This window comes from Saccharomonospora sp. CUA-673, from assembly GCF_001942305.1.
Classification (GTDB): domain Bacteria; phylum Actinomycetota; class Actinomycetes; order Mycobacteriales; family Pseudonocardiaceae; genus Prauserella.
On the sequence record NZ_MKKE01000044.1, the window covers coordinates 128745 to 151204 of the forward strand.

A 22460-nucleotide genomic window follows, 5' to 3' on the forward strand; every position below is an offset into this window, starting at 1 on the left:
ACCGTGACCAAATAATCCAGTGGTAGTTTCTGAGTAATGCTTTGGCAGTGTCTTATCCTTATTCAGGGATACTCGGAGACAGCACTCATCGCAGTGCGCCATCCGTACTCACGCTCCTTCCAGCACAAACTCGACCCTAGATTCGGCACGTTGGAATCGGTCACAACGTCAAGATGTCACCGGATCAAGCTCTACAGAGGCAGCGAGTGGTGTGTGGTCTGGTGAACCCGGGCGTGGGAATCCATGCGGGAAATGAATCCCGTCGGCTCCTGCCAGTTTGATGACCACGGGTGCTCCTTGCAGGACTGCACGAAACGCTTTAGCTGCGTGAGTTGCAGGTTGTCGTCGTTGCGGTCGACCTGGCCGCGAGGACGGATCAGCAGTAGATGCTCGTCAGCCTTGTGCCACTCGCAGAACACCAACTCGCACGCCGCCTCGTACACCCCGACACCAGCTGCCGCATCCCTCGACATCCGCCCTGCCCGGCCAAACGCCACCGCCGGAGCCAGATCAGTGAAGAAGAACCAGCGGCTGAACACTCGTGGTCCATGCCCCGTGAGACCCACGGCATAGCCGTGTTCAATCACCCAGTCCTCGCGGTGCACCTCCTCGGGCAGCTCGTCACACGCTGGCGCGGCGTAATACCGCGTGGTGGAGATGTCGTTGTTGTAGTACGACTCGCCTTCGGCGTATCGCTGGCAAGCCGGGATGGCTTGGCGACTGCGTTGATCGGCCACTCGCCGCCCCTCTCAGTGGTTGGTTCACTCCTGACAGAACCGGTGCCCAGCGAACCACCCTCGGCTCGGGTGGCTCGTACGCTCGACGTCGGTCATGAGGTCAGCCCTTCATCCTTGATGTGGATCATCCAGACAAGCGCATTCCTGATGGCATCCCACTGTAACTGACCTCACACGGCTAGTAGTTCAAGTGGCAACCAGGGCATCAAGCGGGTGATCGAGCATGACAAACTGGGCGACGGACAGGATTCAGCGTTGAAGTCATCGCAGAACAGCGATGACCCGCGCTGACGATCTCTCTGCGGCACTCCAAGTAACCTCCGATTTCCTGTCCCGCAACGCGGTTGATGAGTACCGTTCCAGGCGCGGCAGCCGGGAGCCACTTGTAGTGCCCGATGCCAACGCACCGGCCCCGTGCCGCGCAGGCCAACTTTCAGTGCATCGTCTCGCTGGCGAAGGAGAGGCGTTCGAGAACACGCCATCGATACTTGTGGTCGGCGCGGTGCAGCTCGACCAGCCGCAGCTCGGTGATGATGATCTCGGCCGACGGCAACGACTGAGCCTCGCGAGCAGCTGCGATGAAGGGGGCGGGTGCCTGCACCCGGCTGCTGTAGGCAACGCCTACGTGCGGGCGGTACAGGGTTAGCGGTTCGGCTTCCTCGTAGCCCGAGGCCGCGGACACCGCTCGATGCAGGGACAGCAGTGGGGACCACGGGGCGACGCTGAGCCGAAGAGCGCCAGGTGAGCCCGCCAGAGGCAGCAGGTGGAGATGGAAGGGACTGGTCCCCTGACAGTGCTCGCCGACGCCTTCGACCGCGGCGTCGAGCTTGTCGACGGGAACTTCATCGACGTAGCCGAAGCGCCGCACGGTCAGGTGCAGGCTCTCCGGTGGGATGAGGTCCAGGCCGTCTTCGGGAAGGACCGCTTGGCAGCGCTGGCTCAACTCGACGGCGCGAGGCTGCTGGTCCAGTGTGATCATCCAGTGCAACGAACGCCGATGCGGCCGGTCCCAGTGGCACAGCATCTGCTCGACCTGCTCAAACGCAGCTTGGTCGTGCTGGGCGACGCTGGCGGGGTCGTCGTGATCAGCTGGCGGCGCGGCGGGGAAGGTCGAGCTGTACGAGGTGCCCATGCGGTACACACTTACCGGTCTGCGATGAACAGCGGTCAACGGGAGCCACCCGAGATCGCCTGGACTTGGGGACGCTGCCGCCATGCGCGCAGCTGGTCAGTGAACTCGATGACCCGAGGGTCGTTCGCCCAACGCTGGGTGAGTCCGTGCAGCGTGGTGGCACGCTGCCAGACCGACCGGATCGGGTGGTCAACACACATGCGCAGCGCCTCCCGGCCTAGCGCAAGGGACTGTTCCAGGTCCGCATCGTCCTGCCGGAGCAGGGCTGTGGCGATGTCGAGGCGCACCAGCGCCCGGCTCCAAGCGGAGTCCGCCTGTTCCACGGCTGGATCGACGTCGCCGGTGTAGTGCAGCACCCGTGTGGTGTCGCCCAACGGGACATAGGCGGTGGCCGCGTTCGCAGCCACCCGGGCGTAGCCGTACGGCTCGAACGAGATACACGGCGTCAGTCCGGGGGCGATGTCGTAGTGATCGAGCAAGGCCAGGGCTTGTCCCACGGCCGCATCGGCACCGGCGCGATCACCGAGCTGGCCGAGTGCCCTCGCCTCCCCGTTCACCAGGAGGCGAATGGTCTGAGGGCTGGAGGGCGCAACTGCCCGGCCTCGCGCCGCGTACGTCTTCGCACTGGCGTAGTCGCCCTGGTAGTACGCACCCAGCGATTGGGTGCCCCACACCCACACCTGGAGGTCCGCGTCGTCAATCTCCGCCGCCAAGTGCAGCGCTTCCCCGCAGTAAGCACTCGCCAACCGGAAGCGGCCCGTGTTGACAGCCATGTAGCCGAGCAGCCCGGCAAGCTGGGCAGCGACCCGGTGCAGCCGGTAACGGATTCGCAGGAGCTGGCGCCCCTTCAGCAGCTGGTGGACCTGCCCGCGTAAGCGGGCGGCGGCCGGACCGAGTTCAGTGGGACCGCGCTGCTCGTACTCGGCAACAAAGCGGTTGACCTGGCCTTCCAGCAGGCGTAGCTGGCCATCACCGACGTTCGACTCCTGCAGCTCGTGAAGATGCAGCCACACCTCGTCCGGGTCATCCCACGACGACGCTGGCGAGGTGGCTCCACGCTCCACGACTTGAGCGGGAACCGGACGAACATCGGCGGCGGTCTCGTGCAGAAGCTCATCGAGCTGCGCGAGACTCAGGTCGAGCACAGCCCTGATGCGCGGGCACTGCTCAGGTAGAGGAGTGACCGCGCCGGTCTCCCAGCGCCAGACCGTGCTGCGCTCAACCCCGACGGCCTCCGCGAAGCGCTCTTGGGTGTATCCCAGGCCAGCACGACGTGCGGCCAGTCCACGTCGCTGACGCCCCATAGCACCCCCGTGTGCGTTCGCCAAGCAGGTCTCGCGCAGCCCCAGCCAGCTCGGGCCACGAACCTATCCGATCAGGTGATTCTAGTAGTCGTGGCCACGGCATCGACGCAGGTCAGCTCAGCGTGTGCAGCACGTGTGCAGCGTTCGTGCAGCGAGTCTGCTCTGGTCGCCGACCCCGACGGGCCGATTGACTACCACTCGGTTGCGGCGAGGCGGCCCCGACCCCGACCGGCTTCCCCCGAAGTCCCCCGACGCCTCGTCGCAACCAATCCCCCTTGCAGCCGATCCGTGAGCCGGTACCGCCACCTCATGAACGCCAACAACCAGCCGGCCGACGTCCCGTTCCCTGCGGAGGTCGACGAACTGCTCACCGCAGTCGCACGGGATGGCTTCACCTTGCGCTACTGCAACGGGACTCATCAGCCCACGCTGATCGTCGGCACCTACGACTGGGGACCCTTCGTTGACCTCGTCGTCATCCGCGACATCGACGAAGTGATCAGCGCGCGAGTGCCCACCACGGACGTCACGGACATCTTCACACCGGAAGTCGTCGTGTGGCTGTACGCGAGCAATGCCCAGCAGGCGCTTCGAGCGCTGCTTGAGCTTCCTCACCCCTGGCACCCCGACGCGCCGACAACCCCGGCCCCCGCGCCGACCGCGTTGCACGCACCAGCCGCACGGCAATCTCCAGTGACTGTCCGCCCGCCGTCCACATGGGCCGCCCGCGCACGGCAGCTACGGCTTGGGGTTGCCCTCGTCACTGATACTGCCGAAATCCCACAGCGAAACGGGGTGAATACGTGAGCTACCGAATCGGCAAGAGCTTCACTTTCGACGCGGCACACTACCTGCCCAGCCTGCCACCCGAGCACAAATGCTCCCGCCTCCACGGACACACCTACACCGTCGAAGTCGTTCTGTCAGCGGCAAGTCTGGCACCACCGGGGTTCGTTACCGACTTCGGCGAGCTGGGTCCGCTCCGCCACTACCTCGACGCCACACTGGATCATCAGCACTTAAACAGAGCCCTCGATGTCGAGCCGACCAGCGAGAACCTGGCCCGCCACATCGCCGACTGGTTCCAGGAGAATGTCGAGCCGACGATCCCCGCGCGCCTGGAGACAGTACGGGTACGCGAGAGCCCGACCAGCTGGGCCGAGTACCAGGTGCCGCAACCGTGACCACGCCAAGGCCCTCCGTGGCGCGGCCATTACTTGTGTCGGAGTGCTTCGGCCCTACCGTCCAGGGGGAAGGTCCCTCTGCGGGGAAGCCCGCGGTTTTCATCCGACTCTCACGATGCAACTTGTCGTGCCCGGGTTGCGACACTCCATATACGTGGGATTGGTCCCGCTTTGACCCGCGCCGCGAAAGTCGGAGGATGAGCGTCGACGATCTCTACAGGTGGGTCACTACGCAACTCGTCGATCTCGTCGTGATCAGCGGTGGTGAGCCGCTACTCCAGCAGGAATCTCTCCGTCCGCTCGTTCGATCTCTTGCAGAGGCGGGACACCGCATTGAGATTGAGACGAACGGAACGGTAGTACCCAACTCGGACATCATTGATTCGGTAGACCAGTTCAACGTGTCACCGAAGACCTCGGCATTCGCGGGTACCGCAGTGGAGTGGGATGCTCGCATCAATCCAGAAGCGCTTCGCGTATTCACTTCTTCAAAGAAATCCATCTTCAAATTCGTTGTGACACAGGAAGGCGATCTAGACGAAATTTCTCAATACACGGAGGAGTTCGACCTCTCCCCGCTTTGGGTTATGCCGGAAGGCACAACGCGCGAGCAAGTCCTGGACCGGATGTCGTGGCTAGCCGAGGAAGCGGTTCGCAGGAGCTGGAACCTCTCCACTCGGCTGCACATCCTCCTGTGGGGGGACGAGCGTGGTCGCTAACATGTCAGCGCTCTCGAACGAGCAGGTGAGATGGGTTCCCGCCGACTTTGGGCTCAGCCGATCAACTACACCAGGACACGACCAGGTCACGATAGCCGGCAGCGCCGAGTCGGTCACACGCATGAGCGGCACAATGCAACCTTGCTAGTTAAACCACACCCTGGCCGTGGTTACCCGGCACGCGGCTAGTGTGTCGCGCCGGCGCGTATCGTCAGCCGCTGCGCCACGCTAGCCAGTCAACCCGACGCAGCACCCAAAAGACGCCGACCACAACCTCAGCTGAATACCGCCGGGAAAGGATGGTCCTATGCCTCCTGCTATCGACATCGTGGCTGACGGACTCATCGGGCACGACTAGTACGTTCTCCTGTGCCGACATCAAGATGAGCAGCATTGGACGCTCCCGGGACGAGTCGTCGCGCCCGGTGAACCTGTGGATAAGGTCGTTGCTTCGGACCCTACGAGAGGACTTCGGGTTCTCAGTCCACGACTATCGATTCTCTGCAGCAATTGAGAACATTGACGAAACAGCGATCGAATCCCATCATGAGATACATTTCGTCTTCGAGATAGACCTTGCCCAACCGGCAAACGAGGGTATTCGCAACGGCCGCGAGCTGAAATGGGCCTGGTGGGGCAGCATCGATAGCGTCGATATCCGCCCGCAGCCCGTCGCGGAACAACTGCGTGACCCTGAGCAACAACAGCGCGTGTGGGCACCGTGGGCCGCGAATGCTGGCGCCGGGGCGCAATGAGCTTCACGGTACAAGGAGCAGTGCCGTGACCGTGCCCAACACCAAGAAGGGGCCGTGTCTCAGTGCCACGGTGGCCGGCCCTCCCCTGACGGCTCGCGCGACCATGTAGACCGCTGCTTGAAGCAGCCAGATCAACATGAGCGCTCCTGCCAGCCAGGCGAGCAGTTGAAGTCCGGCCGTCAGGACGTGCGGGTTTGCTGCCGCTGGCCATCCCTGCCAGCCCAGGACCGCTCCGGACACCAACGAGAGCTTGAGGTCACCTCCGCCCATATGTCCGGGCAAGAAGACGTACCACGCGCCGTAAAGCGCGGCGAACATGATCGCGCCAACCAGAGCGGCGAGCAAGCCACCCGCTCGTAGGCTCGCCAGCGTGGCCATGAGCAGTCCCGCGACCGTCAACACGTACGCGAGCAGCATTAGCCAGTTGGGCAGCCTCCCGGTTCGCAAGTCGACGGCGGCCAGCGGCGCTGCAGCCGCGGCATAGCCAGCCGCGGCCCAGACGTCTAAGCCAGTGCCGTGGCGCCACGCGAGCGCGACGAAGATCGCACCCGTGGCAGCGACCTGCAGCAGCTGTTCCCGTGGGCTCGCCTCCTCCCGCCGTTGGACGGCGAGCGCGATCAACGCGCCGACCGCCAGGCCGCAGCAGGCCCATACCGAGAGAGCAAGGACTGTTGGCACGCGAGTGACGCCCCCTGCGTTTGACGCGCTCTGCGATTGAGAGCCGTGCTCGCAACGTGTTCGGTCAGTTGCCCAGTGAACCAACCACAAGAGTCTGATGTCGTGGCTCGCTACTCCAAACGAGTGAACTTTTCAGCCTGGGCGCGATGTACGGCCGTTCATGCCCTTGGTCCAGTTGATGTGACCGAGGTAACCCGAGGTACACGTAGTTGAGTGCCTGGATCATGCACAGCGGATGACGACCAACGTACTGGGGGGAGGCTGTATGCGTAGTCCGATCATCCCATCGGTCGCTCTGTCGGGTTCGGTAATCCTCTGCCTGACTGCGGCGATTGCCTGCAGTTCGCAGGACCCGCAAGCTCCGGCTTCCTCACCGAACGTCGCAAAGCGTTGAGGCCCCGCCGTCGACCTCAGCGCCGTCCCCGGCCGACACGGCTCGGGAGCAGGCCAAGGAGGCTTATGTCGGCATGTGGCAGGCGATGGCCCGTGCCGGAAGGACCTCGGACTGGAAATCACCCGAACTGGCCCGCTATGCCACGGGCAACGCTCTGACCACGATCACCAGGTCGCTGTACGCCGATCACTTCAACCATGTCGTCACCCGCGGCACTCCGAAGAACTTTCCACAGATCACCTCGGTCGAGCCGCCGAAGGCCCCGGAGACCGTGATGATTTCCGACTGCGGTGACTCGACCGGAACCTCGAAGGTTCACGAAGACAGCGGCAAGCAGGTTCGTGGTGACGACCCAGGCGGGCGGCGGTCGATCAAGGCCGAGGTCAAGAAGCAGCCCGATGGTTCGTGGAAGGTGAGTCAGTTTGCCGTCCAGGGGGTGGGCACATGTTAAGGCGGGCTTCGATCGTGGCAGTGTCTGTGTCCACCTTGGTGATCGCTAGCTCCGGGACGGCGCTCGCGGACATCTGGGGTGGCGTCGACTGCGGCCAGGTCGACTACACAGGATGTGACCTGGGGGCGGGACGGGGAGGTCAGCCAGGGAAGTCTCCATCCCGACCTGAACAGCCAAGTCAGAGCGATAACTCCGACTCGGATGGCAGCAGTTCGCCACGGCCGCAGGGCGATCAAGTCTTGGGCGATCCGAACCTGGCGAACTGCCGGTACGTGCGCAGCGACTACCAGCCGCCAAGTCAGGGGACAACCACGGTCGCCTACCACCCGCCGAACACCGGCGGCGCGATCACCGCGACCCCGGCGGTGTACCGGCCGTCCACGTCGGGGGCGCAGGTCCGGTTCGCCCAACAACAGCAGCCCACGCCGGGGCAGTCGGGCGCGTGGTACATGTACCAATGCTCGGGCGAAGGCTGGTCGGATGCGCTGTATCGACCGCCGATCTGGATTCCGGAACGTGAACGGCCTGCCCCCCAACCATCACCAGAGCAACTGGCGCAGCAGGCATACAACCAGCTGCGGTTGCCGTCGCCGCAGATTCACGCCTCGCCTGCCGAGACGCAGCTGGTGAACCTGCCGACGTGGCTGTGGATGGACCGCGGCCAATGGCAGCCGCAGACGGCCACCGCATCCGTGCCCGGCGTTTCGGTCTCCGCGACCGCGACACCGAAGTCCGTGACGTGGTCGATGGGCGACGGCTCCACGATCACCTGCCAGGCGCGGGCAGCCCGTTCCCGTCGGGCGGCGATCCGAAGGCGCCCAGTCCCGACTGCGGCCACACCTACCGCCAGACCTCGCAAGGGCAGCCGAACAACACCTACCCCGTCTCGGCGACCGTGCACTGGACGGTGACGTGGTCAGGGGCCGGCCAAAGCGGCACGTTCCCAGACCTGACAACGACATCGAACGCGACGTTCGCAGTGGCTGAATCGCAGGCGCTCAACAACGCTCCACGCTAGCGATCAGTCCGCTGTAGACGGACAAAGAAATCCGACGACAACACCCCATTTCCTCTTTGGAAAAGGGGTGCGGGGTACCGCATTGCCTGGAGGCGCTGGATGTCCACACCCACATCGACTCATGGATCCACCCAGGGGCCGCCCGCCGCCTCGCGGTCGTGGGTTGGCCGCAAGCCGGGTGCGCCGTCGCGCATCTCGGGCGGCGGAAGGCGCCGACGGGTGCCGTACCTCGTTCTGGGTGTGCTGCTGATCGTGGTCTGCGCGGCCGGATCAGTGATCACCGTGCTGCAGGTCGGCGACCGTGAGCCGATGCTGATCCTGGCGCGCCCGGTCAACGTCGGTCACGTGTTGACTCCGCAGGATCTACGCCAGGTGCCGATGTCCGCCGATTCCGGCACGGACGTGATCCCTGCGAGTCAAGCGTCGTCGGTTTTCGGTCAGCCGGTCGCCTATTCCCTTCCCGCCGGCACACTGTTGTCCCGGTCGGTGCTAGGTAATCCGCAAGTACCGCCCGCGGGTCAAGGAGTGGTTGCCGTTGCGGTAAAAGCGGGCCAAGCCCCGCCGGACATCGCCCCAGGCACGACAGTCTCGGTGATCGTCGCACCGGGCAGCGACACAACTTCGAGCACCGGCTCGACTCAGTCGACCGCCTCTGGCGGCCCCTGGCAAGCGGCGGTAGTCAGCGTCGCACCGCAGACCAACGACCAGTCGACGGTGGTCTCCCTGCAGATGCCCGCGGCCAGCGCCCGGCAGGTTGCCGCTATCCCGCCCGGCCAGCTGGCGCTGGTCGCCGTCCCGGCAGGAGGACAGTGATGCTCGTTGGAATCTGCTCGGTGAAGGGTGCTCCAGGCGTCACCACCGCGGCCCTCGCGCTGGCGGCACGGTGGCCGGTGGGCGACCCTATGGTGATCGAGGCCGACCCGGCCGGGGGAGACGTCGCCGCGAGACATCGGCTGCCGGCCGCTCCGGGATTGGTCTCGCTGGCCGCGGCAGCACGTCGACAATCCAATCCCGAGCTGCTTGCTGAGCACAGCCAGCAGCTCCCCGGCGGCCTGCGGGTCATACCCGGACCGGTGGCCGCCGAACAAGCCCGCGCCGCCTTGGGGGTGCTTACCACCCGGGGCGTGCGGGCCATGCGGGCAGCGGCCAGTCCGCAGGATGCAGCAGTTTTGGTCGACGTCGGCCGGCTGGACACCTCGTCTCCAGCCCTACCACTGGTGCGCGGGGCGGAGTCGCTGGTGGTGATGACCCGGCCGCGTGCTGACCAGCTATCCCACGTCGCCACCTTGCTGAATGAGATACCCACCTGGACGCGAATTCCCGGACTGGTACTCATCGGAGGCGGCTACAGCCGCGTCGAAGTAGAGCGGGAACTGCGCGTGCCCGTGATGGGCACGTTGCCCGACGATGCCGCTGGTGCCGCACTGTTGTGCGGGCAACAGCGCGGGCGTCACCGGAGAAATCGGCGCTCGGCCGCGCCGCCGAACGCCTCGCCCGCAACCTGGTGGCTCATGTTCAACGCGTACCGACCGCTGATACCGCGCAGGCTCCAGCAGCGGTTCCTGCGCAGGTGCCGTCCAGCGGAAATGGGGTGGTGCCGCGATGACGACCAACTCATACCAGACCCGCACCTCGGCAATACCGCCATACTCGCCATCCCACGAGCCAAGCTCGCAGCCTGGCACAGCAAGCCTCGACGGCGAGCACCCCGCCGCAGCAGCCTTGCGCACACGCCTGCGGCAGGCGGTCTCTGAAGGGCTAGCCGAGCGCATCCGAGAAGATGAACAGTACGGGCGCCCACCGCTGGACTACCACGCGCGCCGCAACCTGGCGGAAAAGCTCGCCGCAGATGCTGCCGACGCTTACGCCAACGAAGAACTGGCTCACCCAACGGGCGCTGGCCTTCCGCCCGATGACGTCGAGCGCCAGGTGATGACCTCAGTACTGGACGAAATCTTCGGCATGGGCGGCCTGCAACCCCTGCTTGCCAACGAAGACATCGAAAACATCAACGTCAACGGGTGTGATCACGTATTCGTGCGCTACAGCGACGGCCGACGAGCACAGATGCCGCCCGTGGCCGCCTCGGACGACGAGTTGATCGACCTCGTGCGCTCGTTGGCTGCGCGCGCCGGGGTCGAAGAACGGCGCTTTGACCGCGGATCGCCCGGCGTCAACGTCGAACTGCCCGATGGCAGTCGGCTGTTCGCGGTGATGGCGGTGACCGGGCGGCCGTCGGTGTCGATCCGGCGGCATCGCTTCTCGCAGGTCACGCTGGCGCGGTTGCGCCAGCTCGGCACGATCGATGCTGGGTTGGAAGCCGTGCTCGGTGCGCTGGTGCGTGCACGGTTCAACATGCTCATCGTCGGGGGGACCGCGATCGGTAAGACAACGATGCTGCGCGGGTTGGCTTCCGCTATCCCGTCCCACGAGCGGTTGATCACCATCGAGGACAACTTCGAACTGGGTCTGGATCGCGACCCGCAGCATCCCGACACCGTGGCCTTGCAAGCCCGGGAACCGAATGTCGAGGGAGAGGGCGCGATCAGCCAGGCCGACCTCGTGCGCTGGGCACTGCGGATGAGCCCGGACCGGGTGATCGTCGGTGAGGTCCGAGGGTCCGAGCTGATCCCGATGGCCAACGCGATGACGCAGGGCAACGACGGCAGCATGGCCACCGTCCATGCCAGCGATTCGCGGGGGGCGTTTACCAAACTGGCGACCTATGCGGCCCAGAGCCCCGAGCGATTGGGGCTGGAGGCCACGAATCTGCTGATCGCGTCTGCGGTGCATTTCGTCATCCACCTTGCCGAGGCCAGGGATGACAAAACTCGTGTCGTGTCCTCGATTCGTGAGGTCGTCGGCGCCGATGACAAGCAGATCGTGTCCAACGAGGTGTATCGGCCTGATCCGACGGGCCGCGCCGTACCCGGGGTGCCAGTGCGGACCGAGACCGTCGAGCGCCTGACCGAGGTGGGTTTCGATCCGGATGTCCTGGAGCGGCCTGAAGGGTGGTGGAACCCGTGACCGGCTCGATCGCGGTGGCGGGAGTACTCGGGGTCGGCTTCGCCCTCGGGGTGCTCCTGCTCATCCTCGGTGTGCGGGGCCAAGACCCCGCCGCGTCGGCAATGCCCAGCCGCTGGGCGCAGTGGGTTGACCGGCTGCGTCACCGCACCTCCGCGCGGTGGACCGCGGCGAGCGTGGCGGCCGGCGTGCTGGTGGGCGCGGTCACGGGCTGGGTCGTCGGCGGCGCCCTGACTGTGCTCGGTGTCTGGGCGCTGCCCCGAGTGCTGGGGCGCAACAAGGATCAGGCCAGGCGGGTCGCTCGGATCGAGGCCATCGCCGCGTGGACCGAGATGCTGCGTGACACCCTGTCGGCCGCCGCTGGCCTGGAGCAAGCAATCCAGGCCACTGTGGACACCGCCCCGGAGGCAATCCGGGACGACATCCGCGAACTTTCGGTGCGGATCGAACGCGGGGACAAGCTCGCCGATGCGTTGGGTGGTCTGGCCGACGACCTCAACGACCCAACGGCCGACCTGGTCATCAGTGCCCTGGCGCTGGCCTCCCAGCACCAGGCTCGCTCGCTCGCCGATCTACTCGGTGAGCTGGCGACCGAGGCCCGAGAGCAGGTCTCGATGCGACTGCGGGTGGAGTCCGGACGGGCGCGCACGCGGACGAGCGTGCGGGTGATCGTCGCGACGACGCTAACTTTCGCTGCGGGCCTGGTGGTGCTCAACCGTGGCTATCTCGACCCCTACGACAGCGCGTTCGGCCAGATCATGTTGTTGGTTGTCGGCGGATTGTTCGCCCTCGCGTTCGCGTGGCTGGCCAAAATCGCGCGCATCGGCGAGCCAGAGCGGTTCCTCACCCACCTAACTGGGGCCGAGCCGCGGGCGACGCAGGAGGTGCAGCCGTGATCACGACTGCTGTTCTTCTCGGAGCCGGCATCGGGCTCGGAATCTGGGCGCTGCTGGTCTGGTTTCTTCCGCCACGACCCTCGCTAGCCAGCGCCCTGACTGCGGTCCGCACGACCGGCCAGGCCCGGCCCACGATTACCGCCGTCGACTCAGGAGGTTGGGCAACGCGCTGGGGACGTCCTGCGGTGCGACCACTGCGAGCACTGGGCCTGCCCACCGAACGGCAACGTCGGGACCTGCTCATGCTTGCCCGATCCCCAGAAACACTGCTGGCCGAGAAAGCGGTGCTGGCCGTCGCCGGTCTGCTGCTGCCAGGACTATTGCAGGCCGTGCTGTGGGCAGCAGGGGTGATCTTTCCCTGGCAGGTGCCCTTTGTCGTCGGCGTCGCCTGTACGGTCGGCGGCTTCTTCCTGCCGGACCTGGATGTACGCCAACAAGCTGAACGCAAACGCACGTCGTTTCGCCACGCGCTAAGTGCCTATCTCAACCTGGTGCGCGTCTCGCTGGCAGGCGGGGCCGGGGTCGATGGCGCGCTGAACGACGCGGCACTGATCGGCCAAGGATGGGCCTTCGCCCGCATCCGCCGGGCTTTAACCACGGCACGCCTGACTCGCACCACCCCATGGGAAACCCTCCGTCAGCTAGGTGAGGAACTGGGCATTCGCGAACTGGTCGAGCTGTCCTCGTCGGTTTCGCTGGCGGGCACCGAGGGCGCCAAGGTCCGCGCTTCCCTGGCTGCGAAAGCCGCGGCGATGCGCACCCACGAGCTCACCGAAGCCGAAGGCGAGGCCCAAGCGGCGACCGAGCGCATGAGCCTGCCCGTCATCTGCTTGTTCGCCGGCTTCCTCGTATTCATCGCCTACCCGGCCATGGCCACCGTCCTCGGCTCCCTGTAGCCCGCAGAGAAAGGTTCAGACATGTTGGCGTACTTGACTGTCATCGTCGCCACCGTCCGCGACCGCATCGAGCAGATTCGCGCGGACGAGCGTGGCTATAGCACGGAAACGGTCTTGGTCACCGCACTGCTGGTCGCCGCTGCGATCGCGGTGATCGCGATCATCGTCGCGGCCATCACCCGCAAGGCCAACGAGATCGGAGGCAAGATGTGATGGTGCGGCCCGCCGCTATGCGGAAAGTGCGACGCGGGTGGCCTCGTCTCGGCGGCGATGAACGCGGCTCGGTCACCGCCGAACTGGTCATCGCCGTACCAGCGCTCCTGCTGTTGCTGCTAGTCATCGCGCAGTTCGCGATCTGGGCGCATGCCACGCACATCGCCCAGGCCGCCGCATCCCAAGCTCTCTCGGCCGCGCGGGTGCAAGGCGCAAGCAGCGCCGACGGCCACGCCCAAGCCGAGGCGGTCCTCACCCAACTCGGAGGCGGCCCACTGCGTAACCCGAACGCGGCGGTCACGCGCGGCCCAGAACAGTCCACTGTGGATATCACCGGGCACGCCACGCGCGTGATCCCGTTCGTGGACCTGCCGGTGCACGCCCGAGCGGTCGGGCCAAGTGAACGGTTCGTGCCCCCGGAGACTAGCGGATGAAGACTTTCGTGACGCGGTTACGCCGTGACGAGGACGGATCGGTCGCCACCGAGCTGACCCTGCTCACCCCGGTATTGATCGTGCTACTGCTGTTCGTCGTCTTCTGCGGTCGACTCGCCGACTCCCGCCTACGCGTGGACGATGCGGCCCATCAGGCTGTGCGTGCGGCCACATTGGCCCGCAGCAGCAGCCAGGCCACCAGCGACGCGCGCGCTACTGCCGAGGCGGCTCTGAGACAGGCCGGCATCAGTTGCCGGAGCCTCAGCGTGAATGCGCAACTCGGCGGCTTGCGCCCCGGGAGCACGGTGGTCGTCACAGTGAGCTGCGAGATCGGTCTCTCGGACTTGTCCCTGTTGGGGGTACCAGGGCGGCGACAGCCGACGCCTCGGCGTCGTCGGTCGTTGACCAGTGGCGCGGCAGCGTGGCTACCACGGGAGGTGCTGGCGAATGAAGCGACGTGCACGCTCGCTGGCCGCGGACGAACAAGGCCGGGTGACGGCGTTCGTTGTGATCATCACAACCGGCTGTCTGCTGTTCGCGGGCCTGGTACTCGATGGGGGGTTGGCGCTGGCCGCGAAATCGCGCGCCATCGGCCAGGCACAAGAGGCCGCGAGAGCCGGTGCGCAGGAGTTGGACTTGGCCGCGTACCGCTCTGGTGATGCTGCCCGGTTGAACCCCGTCGCTGCCCGCGCCACCGCGCGGCACTATCTGCACTCCATCGGCGCGACCGGCACCGTCACAGTCACCGACACCACGGTCCGTGTGCGTGTCGAGGCGCATCAACCGACCCAACTCCTCGGCCTCGTCGGGATCTCCGACATGACCGTCTCAGGCGCTGGGCAAGCCCATCCCGACCAAGGTGCGCTGGGAGGCAGCGGATGACACATCTTAGACGAGTCGCGTTCGGACTTCTTCGTGTTCTGGTGGCGCTCGCCGCCCTGCTCGCGCTAGCTGCGTTGCTGGTGGGCGTGCCGTGGGGCTTAGTCACCTTCATTGGCTGGCCGTTGCCAGACCACATTCCGACCGGCGACGAGATCGAGGCGACGCTGCTCAATCCCTTGTCGGTCACGTTGCTGCTCGACATCCTGGCCTGCATCGCCTGGCCCACCTGGGCTGTATTCGTCCTCGATGTCGCTCGCTGCATCCCGGACGCGCTGCGCGGCGTGCGTCCTCCTCCGATCGGACCGGTGCACGCGGTGGCCGGCGTGTTGGTGGCCTCCGCGGCCATCGGGCTGCTGCAACCGCGCGCTCCGGCCGCAAGCGCGGAACCGCTGCCTTCCGCGAACCCAGCCGCGACGGTGTCGACCACCCACTTCGATGCGATGCGGACAAGCGATAGCGCCGTCGCACAGCGCTCTCCGACCGGGACCGAGGTACAGGCCGAAAAGGGCACCGTGGTGGTGCAGCCCCCGCACGGCGGCATCCACGACAGCCTGTGGCGCATCGCTGAACGCGAACTCGGCGACGGTCACCGCTGGACCGAGCTGTACCGCATCAACCAGGGACGACCCCAAGCCGATGGACACGCCCTCACCAACCCGCACCTGATCCGGCCCGGCTGGATTCTCCAGTTGCCTGACGATGCTGCGGCAAACCCGGCGCCGCCGCCCGAACCCGCTCCACCGCAGCCGACCCCACCCCAACCGCCGACCGTCCAGCCCACTCCGGACGCTGCACCGGACCAACATCACGCACCCACTCCGAACGCCGTCAGCACCACCTCGACAACCGCGATCACCCTGTGGAGCGGTGGACTGGTCGCCGCAATCCTGGCCAGCGCCGTCGCCTTCGCAATGGTGGTCCGCCGTCGCAAACGCCTGCGCGTCTACAAGCCCGGCAGCGGCGACCGCACCCCGCCTCCCGAGCCGGCCCCTGCCGTGCACGCACTCCAGCTGGCCTACGACGAAGTTCATCTCGATGATGACCACGACGACCAAGCGGAGCCGATCAGCTTCGGCGACGAGGAGCCGGCAAACCACTCCACCACGAACGCCACTGAACACGGCCACATGGACGGTGCCTGCGTCGCGGTCGGCGTCCGCGACGAACGCGCACGCGCCCTCGATCTCGCTGCGGTCCGCGGGCTCGGGCTGACCGGGCCAGGTGCAGAAGCCACGGCTCGCTCGCTGCTGGTGCACGTGCTGGGCACCACCCCCGCCGCGGTGGTCATCCCCGCGGACGACGCCCGCGCGCTGCTGGGCGCAGAACTGCCCTCCTCCTATCGGCTGCACATCACCGACGATCTACCTGGAGCCATCACGGCGCTGGAGGAGCGCTGCTCTCCCGACGGCTCCGGGGAAGAGGACCCGGTCCTGAATGCCGTCCTGGTCGCAGACATCGACCTCCCGCACGCGCGACTGCAATCCCTGCTCGATACCGGTTCCCGCCGCGGTGTCGCCGGCATCCTCCTCGGTCACTGGCCGGCCGGGGCCACCGTGCGAGTCCGCGCTGACGGCATCGTGGCAGCAGCCAGCCCTTCCCTCGACGACCTCCAGGGCAGCTGCCTGTTCCACCTCGACGCCGCCGACACCCGCGACCTGCTGGCGCTGCTCGCCGAGGCGCCGTCGCCGCGTCAGGCGGTTCTGGCCGACAGCACTCCCGAGCCCGATCTCGACGAGTCCCCCGGCACCACCGACGAGCCCGAGACGGCCGAACCCGACACCGCTGAAGAGCAGGACGACAGCCTGCCAGGCTCCATGCCCAAGCCGGAACTCGACGCCGGACCGGCCGAGGGCGGCGATACCCACACTGACAAACCGCTGAACACGAAGACAGACAGCAGCAAGGTTGAGGACGCCGACATCGAGAACACGTCCGTACTGCACCCTGACAATGAGCAAACCTCCGTCGGGATGGCCGCGGGAGAGACGTCCGACCTGCCGACGTTAGTCGGTGCGACCGACCGGACTCGCCAACACCTGGAACGGCCGTGGGAGCTGTCGATCTTCGGGCCGGTCACCTTGACCTGGCACAGTCCGGACGGACACGCCCACGACATCACGTCCGTGCTGGCGCCCAAGCACAAGGCGTTGCTGGTGTTCCTGGCCCTGCATCCGTCCGGCACGACACGCGAGGCCGTCCGCGAAGCACTCTGGCCCGACGCCCGGGGCCGGCGGCCCTTCAACGCCTTCTACGCGTCGCTGTCACAGCTACGCAAAGCGTTCTCCCACGTCACCGGAGACCGCGCCGTGGATCTCATCTCCCAGCACGATGAGCAAGTCGCACTCGACCCCAGTCTTGTCGAAGTCGACTACTGGCACCTCCACGATGCCGAGCACGATAGGCACACCGCAGCCACCGACGAGGACCGCATGGACGCCTGGTCTCGCATCGCGGCCGTCTACCGGGGCGAGGTCGCCGACGGCATGTCCGCGCTCTGGCTCGAAGGCCCGCGCGAAGCCGCGCACCGCACCGTGGTCGATGCGTTGGCGGGCATGGCAGCCCATTACCGCGGGCACGATCCGCACCGTCAACTACAGCTGCTCGAACACGCTCGGCTATTGAATCCCGAAAACGAGGCCATCTACCGCGACATCATGCGGGTGCAAGCTCAACTCGGGTTCACCGACGCGATCAGCCGTACCGTCCAATTGCTGACCACCACGCTCGCCGAGATCGGCGAGCGCCCGGACCACAACACACTGACACTGGCGCGCGCCCTACAAGCGCGCCAACACCGGGTAGCCAGCTAACAGACAATCGCCGCCCCCATCCCAGCGCAATCAAGTTTGATCGTTGTGGTGACGATCGTGTTCCCGCGTGACCCGGCTCTGGCGAACTCGCTCGATCAAATCCTGATGACTGGCTATCCAGCCTGCAGGTGGCCGCGCTCGTTCCTCCAGGAACTCGCGAAGAATCGGCGACACCTCATACCAGACCGCCCGAGGTACCGACGAGTTATCCTCGTGCCGCAGCACCAACTCCTCCCGCTCCATTCGAGTCAACGTCTGCGACAAACTCTGCCTCGTAAGCGGCTTCGTCTTGTTTGACCACCGGTGCTGGGTACTACTCTCCTGGATTTCCTTCAACAGATCCAGGAAGCGCTTCTGGCCGGCCCAGAGCGCCACAACGATCTCCGGAACCCATTCCCCCTGCTGCCAATTCACGGCATCGAACCAGTTCAGCACCTCGTCGGCGCTAATCCCCATGCCTGGCTTCCTTTCCCCGTATGCACCCCGATACCCTTATGGGGCAAGAGGCGACTCCCTTACCTGCTACCCACACGGTCGGCGCCGGTAGCACCCCTGGACCATCCATGGTCACTCCGACGCAGTAGACACGCCGCCCAAGTGCGCCATTCGACCCCATTGAGTGGTCAACTCCACCCGATCGGAGCAGCAGCTGATCTACGCAGTGTGACCCAACGTGTCCCCTACTCAACTGCTTACTCGTCTTCCCGCTCATCTGCCAGCTCACCTTCTTATTAAGCAGGAAGCCCTTCGGCGGCGCGTTGTCGCAGGTCAGCGCACCGCTGGCCCTTCCTGAGCACACCAAGCCTCGGTACCCCACGGGAACCGGTTGACGACTGGGAGAGATGGGGAAGGTAGCAACCGGAGCCGACTGCGGATAGCGGAGGCGAGATGGAGGATGGTGCAAAATAATTCCCAATCAGGTGTTTTCCAACGCCATTCTTACCTACCAAAAGCTCGCCTAATTCTCTCGCGAAAGAGCCCGCGCTTGGAATCAAGTCTGCCTCTGCGGCATCCGTTGAGTTGAGTATCTGCACTGGTCATGATCACGCGAAAGCAACTTGGGGCGACCAAAGAAAATCGTCAGAAAACTGTCTTGCGATGTTGTGTCGCTCGCGGCGCCGGCGTTAGGCTAGAGCCATCGGAACACAGGGAAGAGAACCCGAAAGCTTCCGACCAGAAAGAAATATTGCGGGCAGGGATTCGCACCCCGATATACCCGCAGCCGTAATCAGTGAAAGGCATTCCCATGACTAGTGTGTCTGTTGAAGCGTGGTCGCATGGTGACGGGTATCTGACCGTGGACACGCAAGAATGGATCAACGATCGCGGCGAGTACGCGGACGATTTGACCGACGACTTGCGCGAGTGGATGGACGCGAACGGTCACCAGAGGCCGGATGATGACGTGATCGCGAAGTGGATCACTGATCGCACGGGTGAACCTCCGGCCGGTCTGCACGGTGACGGTGAGGTGTGGCATCACAACCTGGTCAACTTCGCTGATCACCTGATTGATGATCTCGGGTTCGTGGTGCTGTCCTCGGCCGGACTTGGCGATTTGATGATCACCGTGAGCGATCATCTCGGCTTGTACGTCACCCCGACCGTCTATCGCTCCATTGTGGACGAATTGGAAGAGTGGGCCGACTACTCCAACGCCACGGGTGAATGCGTGAACGGGCATCGCTGGGAGACCGCCGACACGGTGCACCTGTACTCCTGGTCGGGCAGCCCGCACGCCTACCGTGTTCCTGAGCTGGTACGTGTGCCATTCGGTGACCGCGACCGCGCCTACGTGGCCTGCCCGACCTGCGGGAAGGCCGTGCGGTTTATCTGCCGGTTCTGACCTCCCGTGCGGCCGGCCGCGCCGCTGGTGCCGCGCTGCGGCCGGCCGCACCTCCGTCCTTCCCTTCCGTTTGATCTTCCTTTCTGCGAGGTGCGCTGTGTTTGTGCTGTCCGCCAACGGCGAGATGATCTCCACCGACTACGACGACGACTCCTCGGTGATCACGTTCGAGAATGCCGAGGACACCGAATGGCAGTGTCAGGCGTGCGGCGAGTCCCTGTCTGAGGAATCGGACGCTACGCCGACGAATCAGGCTCGCTGGTCTGCGATTCCTACGACCCGTACGAGGACCCCGAGATTGACGATGCGGAGTCCGCGCCGGACTTCCGCGAGGGTCCGCACCACCCGCAGCGAGTACCGCTGTCGTGGGCCAACGGCGCCACGATCCACACCGACCCTGACGAGGACTCGATCACGGTCACGATCAGCGTCGGCGACCCGCGCGGGGCGTTCGCCTTCACCGTGCGCCGTATCCCCGATGACGCATCGGACAACGGCGGCCGGCTGATCATGCACACCCCGTACCCGGGTGAACCGCTGCCGCACGTCGAGCTGACCACAGCCCACACCGGAACCTACTGGGTCGGCTGACTCGCTCTCGGGGCGCCCGGCACTCGGGCGCCCACTTCAAACTTCCCTTTCCTACAACGCCTTCCTGGAGGTGTCCACAATGACCACCGCTACGAACGCCACCATGCCCGCCGCCCCGTCTGGGGCGCCGCTGAGGTTCCGGACCGACCGCGCCACGCTGGCGCACGCCTTGACCACCGTCAGTGTGGGATTGGCGCGCCGACCTGCCGTGCCGATGCTGGGCGGCGTCTTGCTGGACGGGCGCGACGGAGACCTAACCCTGACCGCTACCGACCTGGAAACCGTCGCCACGGTTCGCGTACCGGATGCCGCACCCGCCCCGGGGCGGGTGCTGATCGATCACATCGAAGTAACCAAGCTGCTCGGCGCGCTGGTCAAGGGCCAGCGCAAGCGCGATGCCGACGCCGCGCCGGTCACCGTGTACACCACCGATGACGGAACGGCCGTGCTTGAACTCGGCGGCTACACCATGCCCATGACGACCTACGCGGCGGAGGACTTCCCGACGCTGCCGGAGACCCCGCCCACCGTCGCCGAGGTCGACCGCGAGCGGCTCACCACCGAAGGGCGGCGCGTGCTGGTCGCCACGGGCACCGACGACACCATCCCGATGGTCACAGGAGTTCAGGTGCGGATCACGCCCGGCACGCTCACCCTCGCCGGAACCGACCGCTACCGGCTGGCCGTCGCCGAGGTGGCCGCGACCACAACCACCGAGGAACGCGCGGTGCTCTTCCCGGCGCCGGTACTGTCCGCCGCGCTCAAGCACGCCACCGCCGACCGAGTGCGGTTCGGTATCGGGAACGACTGGGCCGGCGAGTGGGTGTCGCTGGCCTGCGGCAACCTGACCGTCATCACGCGGCCGATCGAGGCGCAGTTCCCCGCCTATGAGGAACTATTCCCCGAGGTGGCCGCCACCGCGCGCGCCGACCGCGACGCTCTCGCCCACTCGACGGCACGCGCCGCCGCCGCATTGGAGGCCAAGAAACACACCACCCGGGACAAGCACGGGCACCGCGCAGCGGCACAGGTGGCGCTGACCGTCGAGCCCGCCGGCACGGTGTCTATCGCGCCCGTGCTCGGCGAGCACGCCGACGCGATAACCGCACCCGCACATCCGGCCGAGGTCAACGGCGCCGACGCACCAATGCGCGTGCTGTTCTCCGCGCCGTACCTGCGCGACGCGCTCAACGCGATCGACGGGGACACCGTGCTCTTCCAGCTCGCCACCCCAACGCGGCCAATGCTGCTCACCGGAGCCGACGGGCAGGCATACCGGCACTTGTTGATGCCCGTCCGCCCGCCGAAGTCCTGAGCCTACGGCGGTGGCCCGAACCGTGACGCCCTCCACCCCCGGGGGCCACCGCCAGCGAGGCCACCCCTTAACCGTTCCCATTGTCCTCATTGGAGGGATACAGCATGTCCTGTTTCGTTCTCCTGATCACCGATCTGACCTCGATGCGCCACGAGATCGAGCAATACGCGCGCGGAGTGCGTCTGGTGGCACGCCCGCCGCACCAGCTCACTGGGGAGGACTGGAACCGTGCCGCGTTGGTGCTGATCGACGCCCAGGCCGCGCCGATCTTGCGCGATCGCCCGCAGGAACTCCCTGCCCGCGACGCGGTGATACTGCTCACCGATCCCGAGGATCAGGACGAGCCCGACCTGTACCGGCACGCCCTCACCCTCGGCGCCGCCCACCTGATCACGGTCCCGGACGGCTCCGGAGCATTGCGAACGCAAATGTCGATGCTCGCGGAACGCCCGGCCTTGGTGGTGGCGGTGCTTGATCCCGACCCGTCGGGTGAGGTCGGCACAGCGAGCACGGCCAGCCTCGCCTTGGCAGGCACCGCGGCTGGTGAACACCTCGGCCTGATCGACGCTCGCCCCACCCGGCTCAGCCTGCACCGGGCACTCCAGCGCGCGCGATACGACGCGCCCGTCGCCAGCTCGGGCAGCCTGCGCACGCTGTTCGTCAACGAGCAGCAGGCGCCCCCGCACGACGCCGTGCGAGACGCCATGACCGATCTCGCCCGCCGGCACGCGGTGACGCTGGCGCATCTGGACCCGCACCAGTCCGACACGGTGGCCGTGCTCGGCGGTGTCGACCTGATCATCGTTCCCGTTCGCGCCCGCTCGGTCACGGCGCAGGCGACGCGGAGCGTGGTCACCGCCGCGTGCCGCGCTACCCCGCACGTCCACGTGCACGTCATCGGGGATGCCGCCGGCACCGACGTGGTCGAGGCGGTCGCCGCAGGCATCGGAGCCGGTTACCCGAGCATGACCGGCGTCGCTCCGCCCGACATGCCGGACGAGTCCCGGCACGTGGACGTCCAGCTCGCCGACACCAGCCACCACCGACGGCTCTGGGAGGTGGTCGCGCGGTATCGGCCGCGCACCTCGTGCCCCGTCTGACCAGCACCGAACCCACAACTACACAGGGCGAGCGGTACGAGGCTGCGCGGTAGTTCAGTGAGCTATCCTGGCCGTGCCTCC

The 22460-nt window shown here is 66.1% G+C and carries 24 protein-coding genes and 1 pseudogene; 20 read left to right on the forward strand and 5 right to left on the reverse strand.

Features of this window, described 5'->3' with window-relative positions; translation table 11 throughout:
- Window positions 1-191 precede the first annotated feature (191 nt).
- The 3 genes from BJF85_RS18970 to BJF85_RS18980 all read right to left on the reverse strand — a co-directional run bounded on the left by BJF85_RS18970 (window position 192) and on the right by BJF85_RS18980 (window position 3173).
- Entirely contained in the window at window positions 192-737 is a 546-nt protein-coding gene (locus BJF85_RS18970) for a hypothetical protein (RefSeq protein WP_075849444.1), read from the reverse strand.
- A gap of 433 nt (window positions 738-1170) precedes the next feature.
- Window positions 1171-1869: a 2'-5' RNA ligase family protein gene (locus tag BJF85_RS18975; RefSeq protein ID WP_075849527.1), complete on the reverse strand. Its 699-nt coding sequence runs from the start codon at window positions 1867-1869 to the stop codon at window positions 1171-1173.
- 35 nt (window positions 1870-1904) lie between these two features.
- On the reverse strand, window positions 1905-3173 hold the full coding sequence (locus BJF85_RS18980) for a helix-turn-helix transcriptional regulator (protein ID WP_075849445.1): 1269 nt from the start codon (window positions 3171-3173) through the stop codon (window positions 1905-1907).
- Between the two features lie 309 nt (window positions 3174-3482).
- Here BJF85_RS18980 and BJF85_RS18985 point away from each other — a divergent pair, with 309 nt between their 5' ends.
- From BJF85_RS18985 to BJF85_RS27485, 4 genes are all read left to right on the forward strand, one after another.
- Window positions 3483-3980 carry a hypothetical protein gene (locus BJF85_RS18985; RefSeq protein WP_139320716.1) on the forward strand — a complete coding sequence of 166 codons (498 nt, stop codon included), beginning with the start codon at window positions 3483-3485 and terminating at the stop codon, window positions 3978-3980.
- Complete coding sequence (locus tag BJF85_RS27480) at window positions 3977-4357, forward strand: 6-carboxytetrahydropterin synthase (protein ID WP_075849447.1); 381 nt, start codon at window positions 3977-3979, stop codon at window positions 4355-4357. The genes BJF85_RS18985 and BJF85_RS27480 overlap by 4 nt, the downstream gene beginning before the upstream one ends.
- Before the next feature lie 35 nt (window positions 4358-4392).
- Window positions 4393-5076: a 7-carboxy-7-deazaguanine synthase QueE gene (locus BJF85_RS18995; RefSeq protein WP_255375784.1), complete on the forward strand. Its 684-nt coding sequence runs from the start codon at window positions 4393-4395 to the stop codon at window positions 5074-5076.
- Window positions 5077-5459: 383 nt separating this feature from the next.
- Window positions 5460-5831: a hypothetical protein gene (locus tag BJF85_RS27485; protein WP_139320717.1), complete on the forward strand. Its 372-nt coding sequence runs from the start codon at window positions 5460-5462 to the stop codon at window positions 5829-5831.
- A gap of 3 nt (window positions 5832-5834) precedes the next feature.
- Here the strand turns inward: BJF85_RS27485 and BJF85_RS19005 are convergent, their stop codons facing one another.
- Window positions 5835-6452, reverse strand: coding sequence for a prepilin peptidase (locus tag BJF85_RS19005; protein ID WP_075849450.1), 618 nt, complete (start codon window positions 6450-6452; stop codon window positions 5835-5837).
- A gap of 524 nt (window positions 6453-6976) precedes the next feature.
- Between BJF85_RS19005 and BJF85_RS19010 the strand changes: the two genes are divergently transcribed.
- The 12 genes and pseudogenes from BJF85_RS19010 to BJF85_RS19060 all read left to right on the forward strand — a co-directional run bounded on the left by BJF85_RS19010 (window position 6977) and on the right by BJF85_RS19060 (window position 17527).
- Complete coding sequence (locus BJF85_RS19010) at window positions 6977-7354, forward strand: hypothetical protein (RefSeq protein ID WP_075849451.1); 378 nt, start codon at window positions 6977-6979, stop codon at window positions 7352-7354.
- A 664-nt stretch (window positions 7355-8018) separates the two neighbouring features.
- A complete protein-coding gene (locus BJF85_RS30465; protein ID WP_255375761.1) occupies window positions 8019-8372 on the forward strand; it encodes a hypothetical protein in 354 nt (117 codons plus the stop codon).
- Window positions 8373-8612: 240 nt separating this feature from the next.
- On the forward strand, window positions 8613-9185 hold the full coding sequence (locus tag BJF85_RS19020) for a flagella basal body P-ring formation protein FlgA (RefSeq protein WP_255375762.1): 573 nt from the start codon (window positions 8613-8615) through the stop codon (window positions 9183-9185).
- Complete coding sequence (locus BJF85_RS30470) at window positions 9185-10126, forward strand: hypothetical protein (RefSeq protein WP_255375763.1); 942 nt, start codon at window positions 9185-9187, stop codon at window positions 10124-10126. Before BJF85_RS19020 ends, BJF85_RS30470 begins: the two co-directional genes overlap by 1 nt.
- The gene (locus BJF85_RS19025) at window positions 10095-11399 is read left to right on the forward strand and encodes a CpaF family protein (protein ID WP_255375764.1); all 1305 of its coding nucleotides are present in this window, start codon (window positions 10095-10097) and stop codon (window positions 11397-11399) included. The genes BJF85_RS30470 and BJF85_RS19025 overlap by 32 nt, the downstream gene beginning before the upstream one ends.
- The gene (locus BJF85_RS19030; RefSeq protein WP_083666549.1) at window positions 11396-12292 is read left to right on the forward strand and encodes a type II secretion system F family protein; all 897 of its coding nucleotides are present in this window, start codon (window positions 11396-11398) and stop codon (window positions 12290-12292) included. The genes BJF85_RS19025 and BJF85_RS19030 overlap by 4 nt, the downstream gene beginning before the upstream one ends.
- On the forward strand, window positions 12289-13188 hold the full coding sequence (locus tag BJF85_RS19035) for a secretion system protein (protein WP_369822222.1): 900 nt from the start codon (window positions 12289-12291) through the stop codon (window positions 13186-13188). The genes BJF85_RS19030 and BJF85_RS19035 overlap by 4 nt, the downstream gene beginning before the upstream one ends.
- A 21-nt stretch (window positions 13189-13209) precedes the next feature.
- Window positions 13210-13401 carry a hypothetical protein gene (locus BJF85_RS19040; RefSeq protein ID WP_075849455.1) on the forward strand — a complete coding sequence of 64 codons (192 nt, stop codon included), beginning with the start codon at window positions 13210-13212 and terminating at the stop codon, window positions 13399-13401.
- 17 nt (window positions 13402-13418) lie between these two features.
- Window positions 13419-13835, forward strand: a complete 417-nt coding sequence (locus BJF85_RS19045) for a TadE/TadG family type IV pilus assembly protein (RefSeq protein WP_075849529.1) — start codon at window positions 13419-13421, stop codon at window positions 13833-13835.
- A pseudogene (locus tag BJF85_RS31580) lies at window positions 13832-13939 on the forward strand (pilus assembly protein TadE); the annotation flags it as partial. The gene BJF85_RS19045 and the pseudogene BJF85_RS31580, both read left to right, overlap by 4 nt.
- A gap of 343 nt (window positions 13940-14282) precedes the next feature.
- A complete protein-coding gene (locus BJF85_RS19055; protein WP_075849456.1) occupies window positions 14283-14717 on the forward strand; it encodes a pilus assembly protein TadG-related protein in 435 nt (144 codons plus the stop codon).
- 41 nt (window positions 14718-14758) lie between these two features.
- The gene (locus BJF85_RS19060; RefSeq protein ID WP_075849457.1) at window positions 14759-17527 is read left to right on the forward strand and encodes a hypothetical protein; all 2769 of its coding nucleotides are present in this window, start codon (window positions 14759-14761) and stop codon (window positions 17525-17527) included.
- Window positions 17528-17557: 30 nt separating this feature from the next.
- Here the strand turns inward: BJF85_RS19060 and BJF85_RS19065 are convergent, their stop codons facing one another.
- On the reverse strand, window positions 17558-17983 hold the full coding sequence (locus tag BJF85_RS19065) for a helix-turn-helix transcriptional regulator (RefSeq protein WP_075849458.1): 426 nt from the start codon (window positions 17981-17983) through the stop codon (window positions 17558-17560).
- A gap of 841 nt (window positions 17984-18824) precedes the next feature.
- Between BJF85_RS19065 and BJF85_RS19070 the strand changes: the two genes are divergently transcribed.
- The 4 genes from BJF85_RS19070 to BJF85_RS19085 all read left to right on the forward strand — a co-directional run bounded on the left by BJF85_RS19070 (window position 18825) and on the right by BJF85_RS19085 (window position 22379).
- Window positions 18825-19373: a hypothetical protein gene (locus BJF85_RS19070; RefSeq protein WP_255375768.1), complete on the forward strand. Its 549-nt coding sequence runs from the start codon at window positions 18825-18827 to the stop codon at window positions 19371-19373.
- Between the two features lie 462 nt (window positions 19374-19835).
- Window positions 19836-19964, forward strand: coding sequence for a hypothetical protein (locus BJF85_RS30475; protein ID WP_255375769.1), 129 nt, complete (start codon window positions 19836-19838; stop codon window positions 19962-19964).
- Window positions 19965-20043: 79 nt separating this feature from the next.
- Window positions 20044-21279, forward strand: a complete 1236-nt coding sequence (locus BJF85_RS19080) for a DNA polymerase III subunit beta (RefSeq protein ID WP_075849460.1) — start codon at window positions 20044-20046, stop codon at window positions 21277-21279.
- Window positions 21280-21383: 104 nt separating this feature from the next.
- Entirely contained in the window at window positions 21384-22379 is a 996-nt protein-coding gene (locus BJF85_RS19085) for a hypothetical protein (RefSeq protein ID WP_075849461.1), read from the forward strand.
- Window positions 22380-22460 lie beyond the last annotated feature (81 nt).

What these genes read in the sequence shown, in the direction of transcription:
- BJF85_RS18980 (WP_075849445.1), bottom strand. Translation starts at nt 3,173, where the DNA reads ATGGGGCGTCAGCGACGTGGACTGGCCGCACGTCGTGCTGGCCTGGGA.
- BJF85_RS19055 (WP_075849456.1), top strand. Translation starts at nt 14,283, where the DNA reads ATGAAGCGACGTGCACGCTCGCTGGCCGCGGACGAACAAGGCCGGGTG.
- BJF85_RS30465 (WP_255375761.1), top strand. Translation starts at nt 8,019, where the DNA reads ATGGCAGCCGCAGACGGCCACCGCATCCGTGCCCGGCGTTTCGGTCTC.
- BJF85_RS19045 (WP_075849529.1), top strand. Translation starts at nt 13,419, where the DNA reads ATGCGGAAAGTGCGACGCGGGTGGCCTCGTCTCGGCGGCGATGAACGC.
- BJF85_RS27485 (WP_139320717.1), top strand. Translation starts at nt 5,460, where the DNA reads ATGAGCAGCATTGGACGCTCCCGGGACGAGTCGTCGCGCCCGGTGAAC.
- BJF85_RS19080 (WP_075849460.1), top strand. Translation starts at nt 20,044, where the DNA reads ATGACCACCGCTACGAACGCCACCATGCCCGCCGCCCCGTCTGGGGCG.
- BJF85_RS19085 (WP_075849461.1), top strand. Translation starts at nt 21,384, where the DNA reads ATGTCCTGTTTCGTTCTCCTGATCACCGATCTGACCTCGATGCGCCAC.
- BJF85_RS19010 (WP_075849451.1), top strand. Translation starts at nt 6,977, where the DNA reads ATGTGGCAGGCGATGGCCCGTGCCGGAAGGACCTCGGACTGGAAATCA.
- BJF85_RS19040 (WP_075849455.1), top strand. Translation starts at nt 13,210, where the DNA reads ATGTTGGCGTACTTGACTGTCATCGTCGCCACCGTCCGCGACCGCATC.
- BJF85_RS18985 (WP_139320716.1), top strand. Translation starts at nt 3,483, where the DNA reads ATGAACGCCAACAACCAGCCGGCCGACGTCCCGTTCCCTGCGGAGGTC.
- BJF85_RS18975 (WP_075849527.1), bottom strand. Translation starts at nt 1,869, where the DNA reads ATGGGCACCTCGTACAGCTCGACCTTCCCCGCCGCGCCGCCAGCTGAT.
- BJF85_RS30470 (WP_255375763.1), top strand. Translation starts at nt 9,185, where the DNA reads ATGCTCGTTGGAATCTGCTCGGTGAAGGGTGCTCCAGGCGTCACCACC.
- BJF85_RS19065 (WP_075849458.1), bottom strand. Translation starts at nt 17,983, where the DNA reads ATGGGGATTAGCGCCGACGAGGTGCTGAACTGGTTCGATGCCGTGAAT.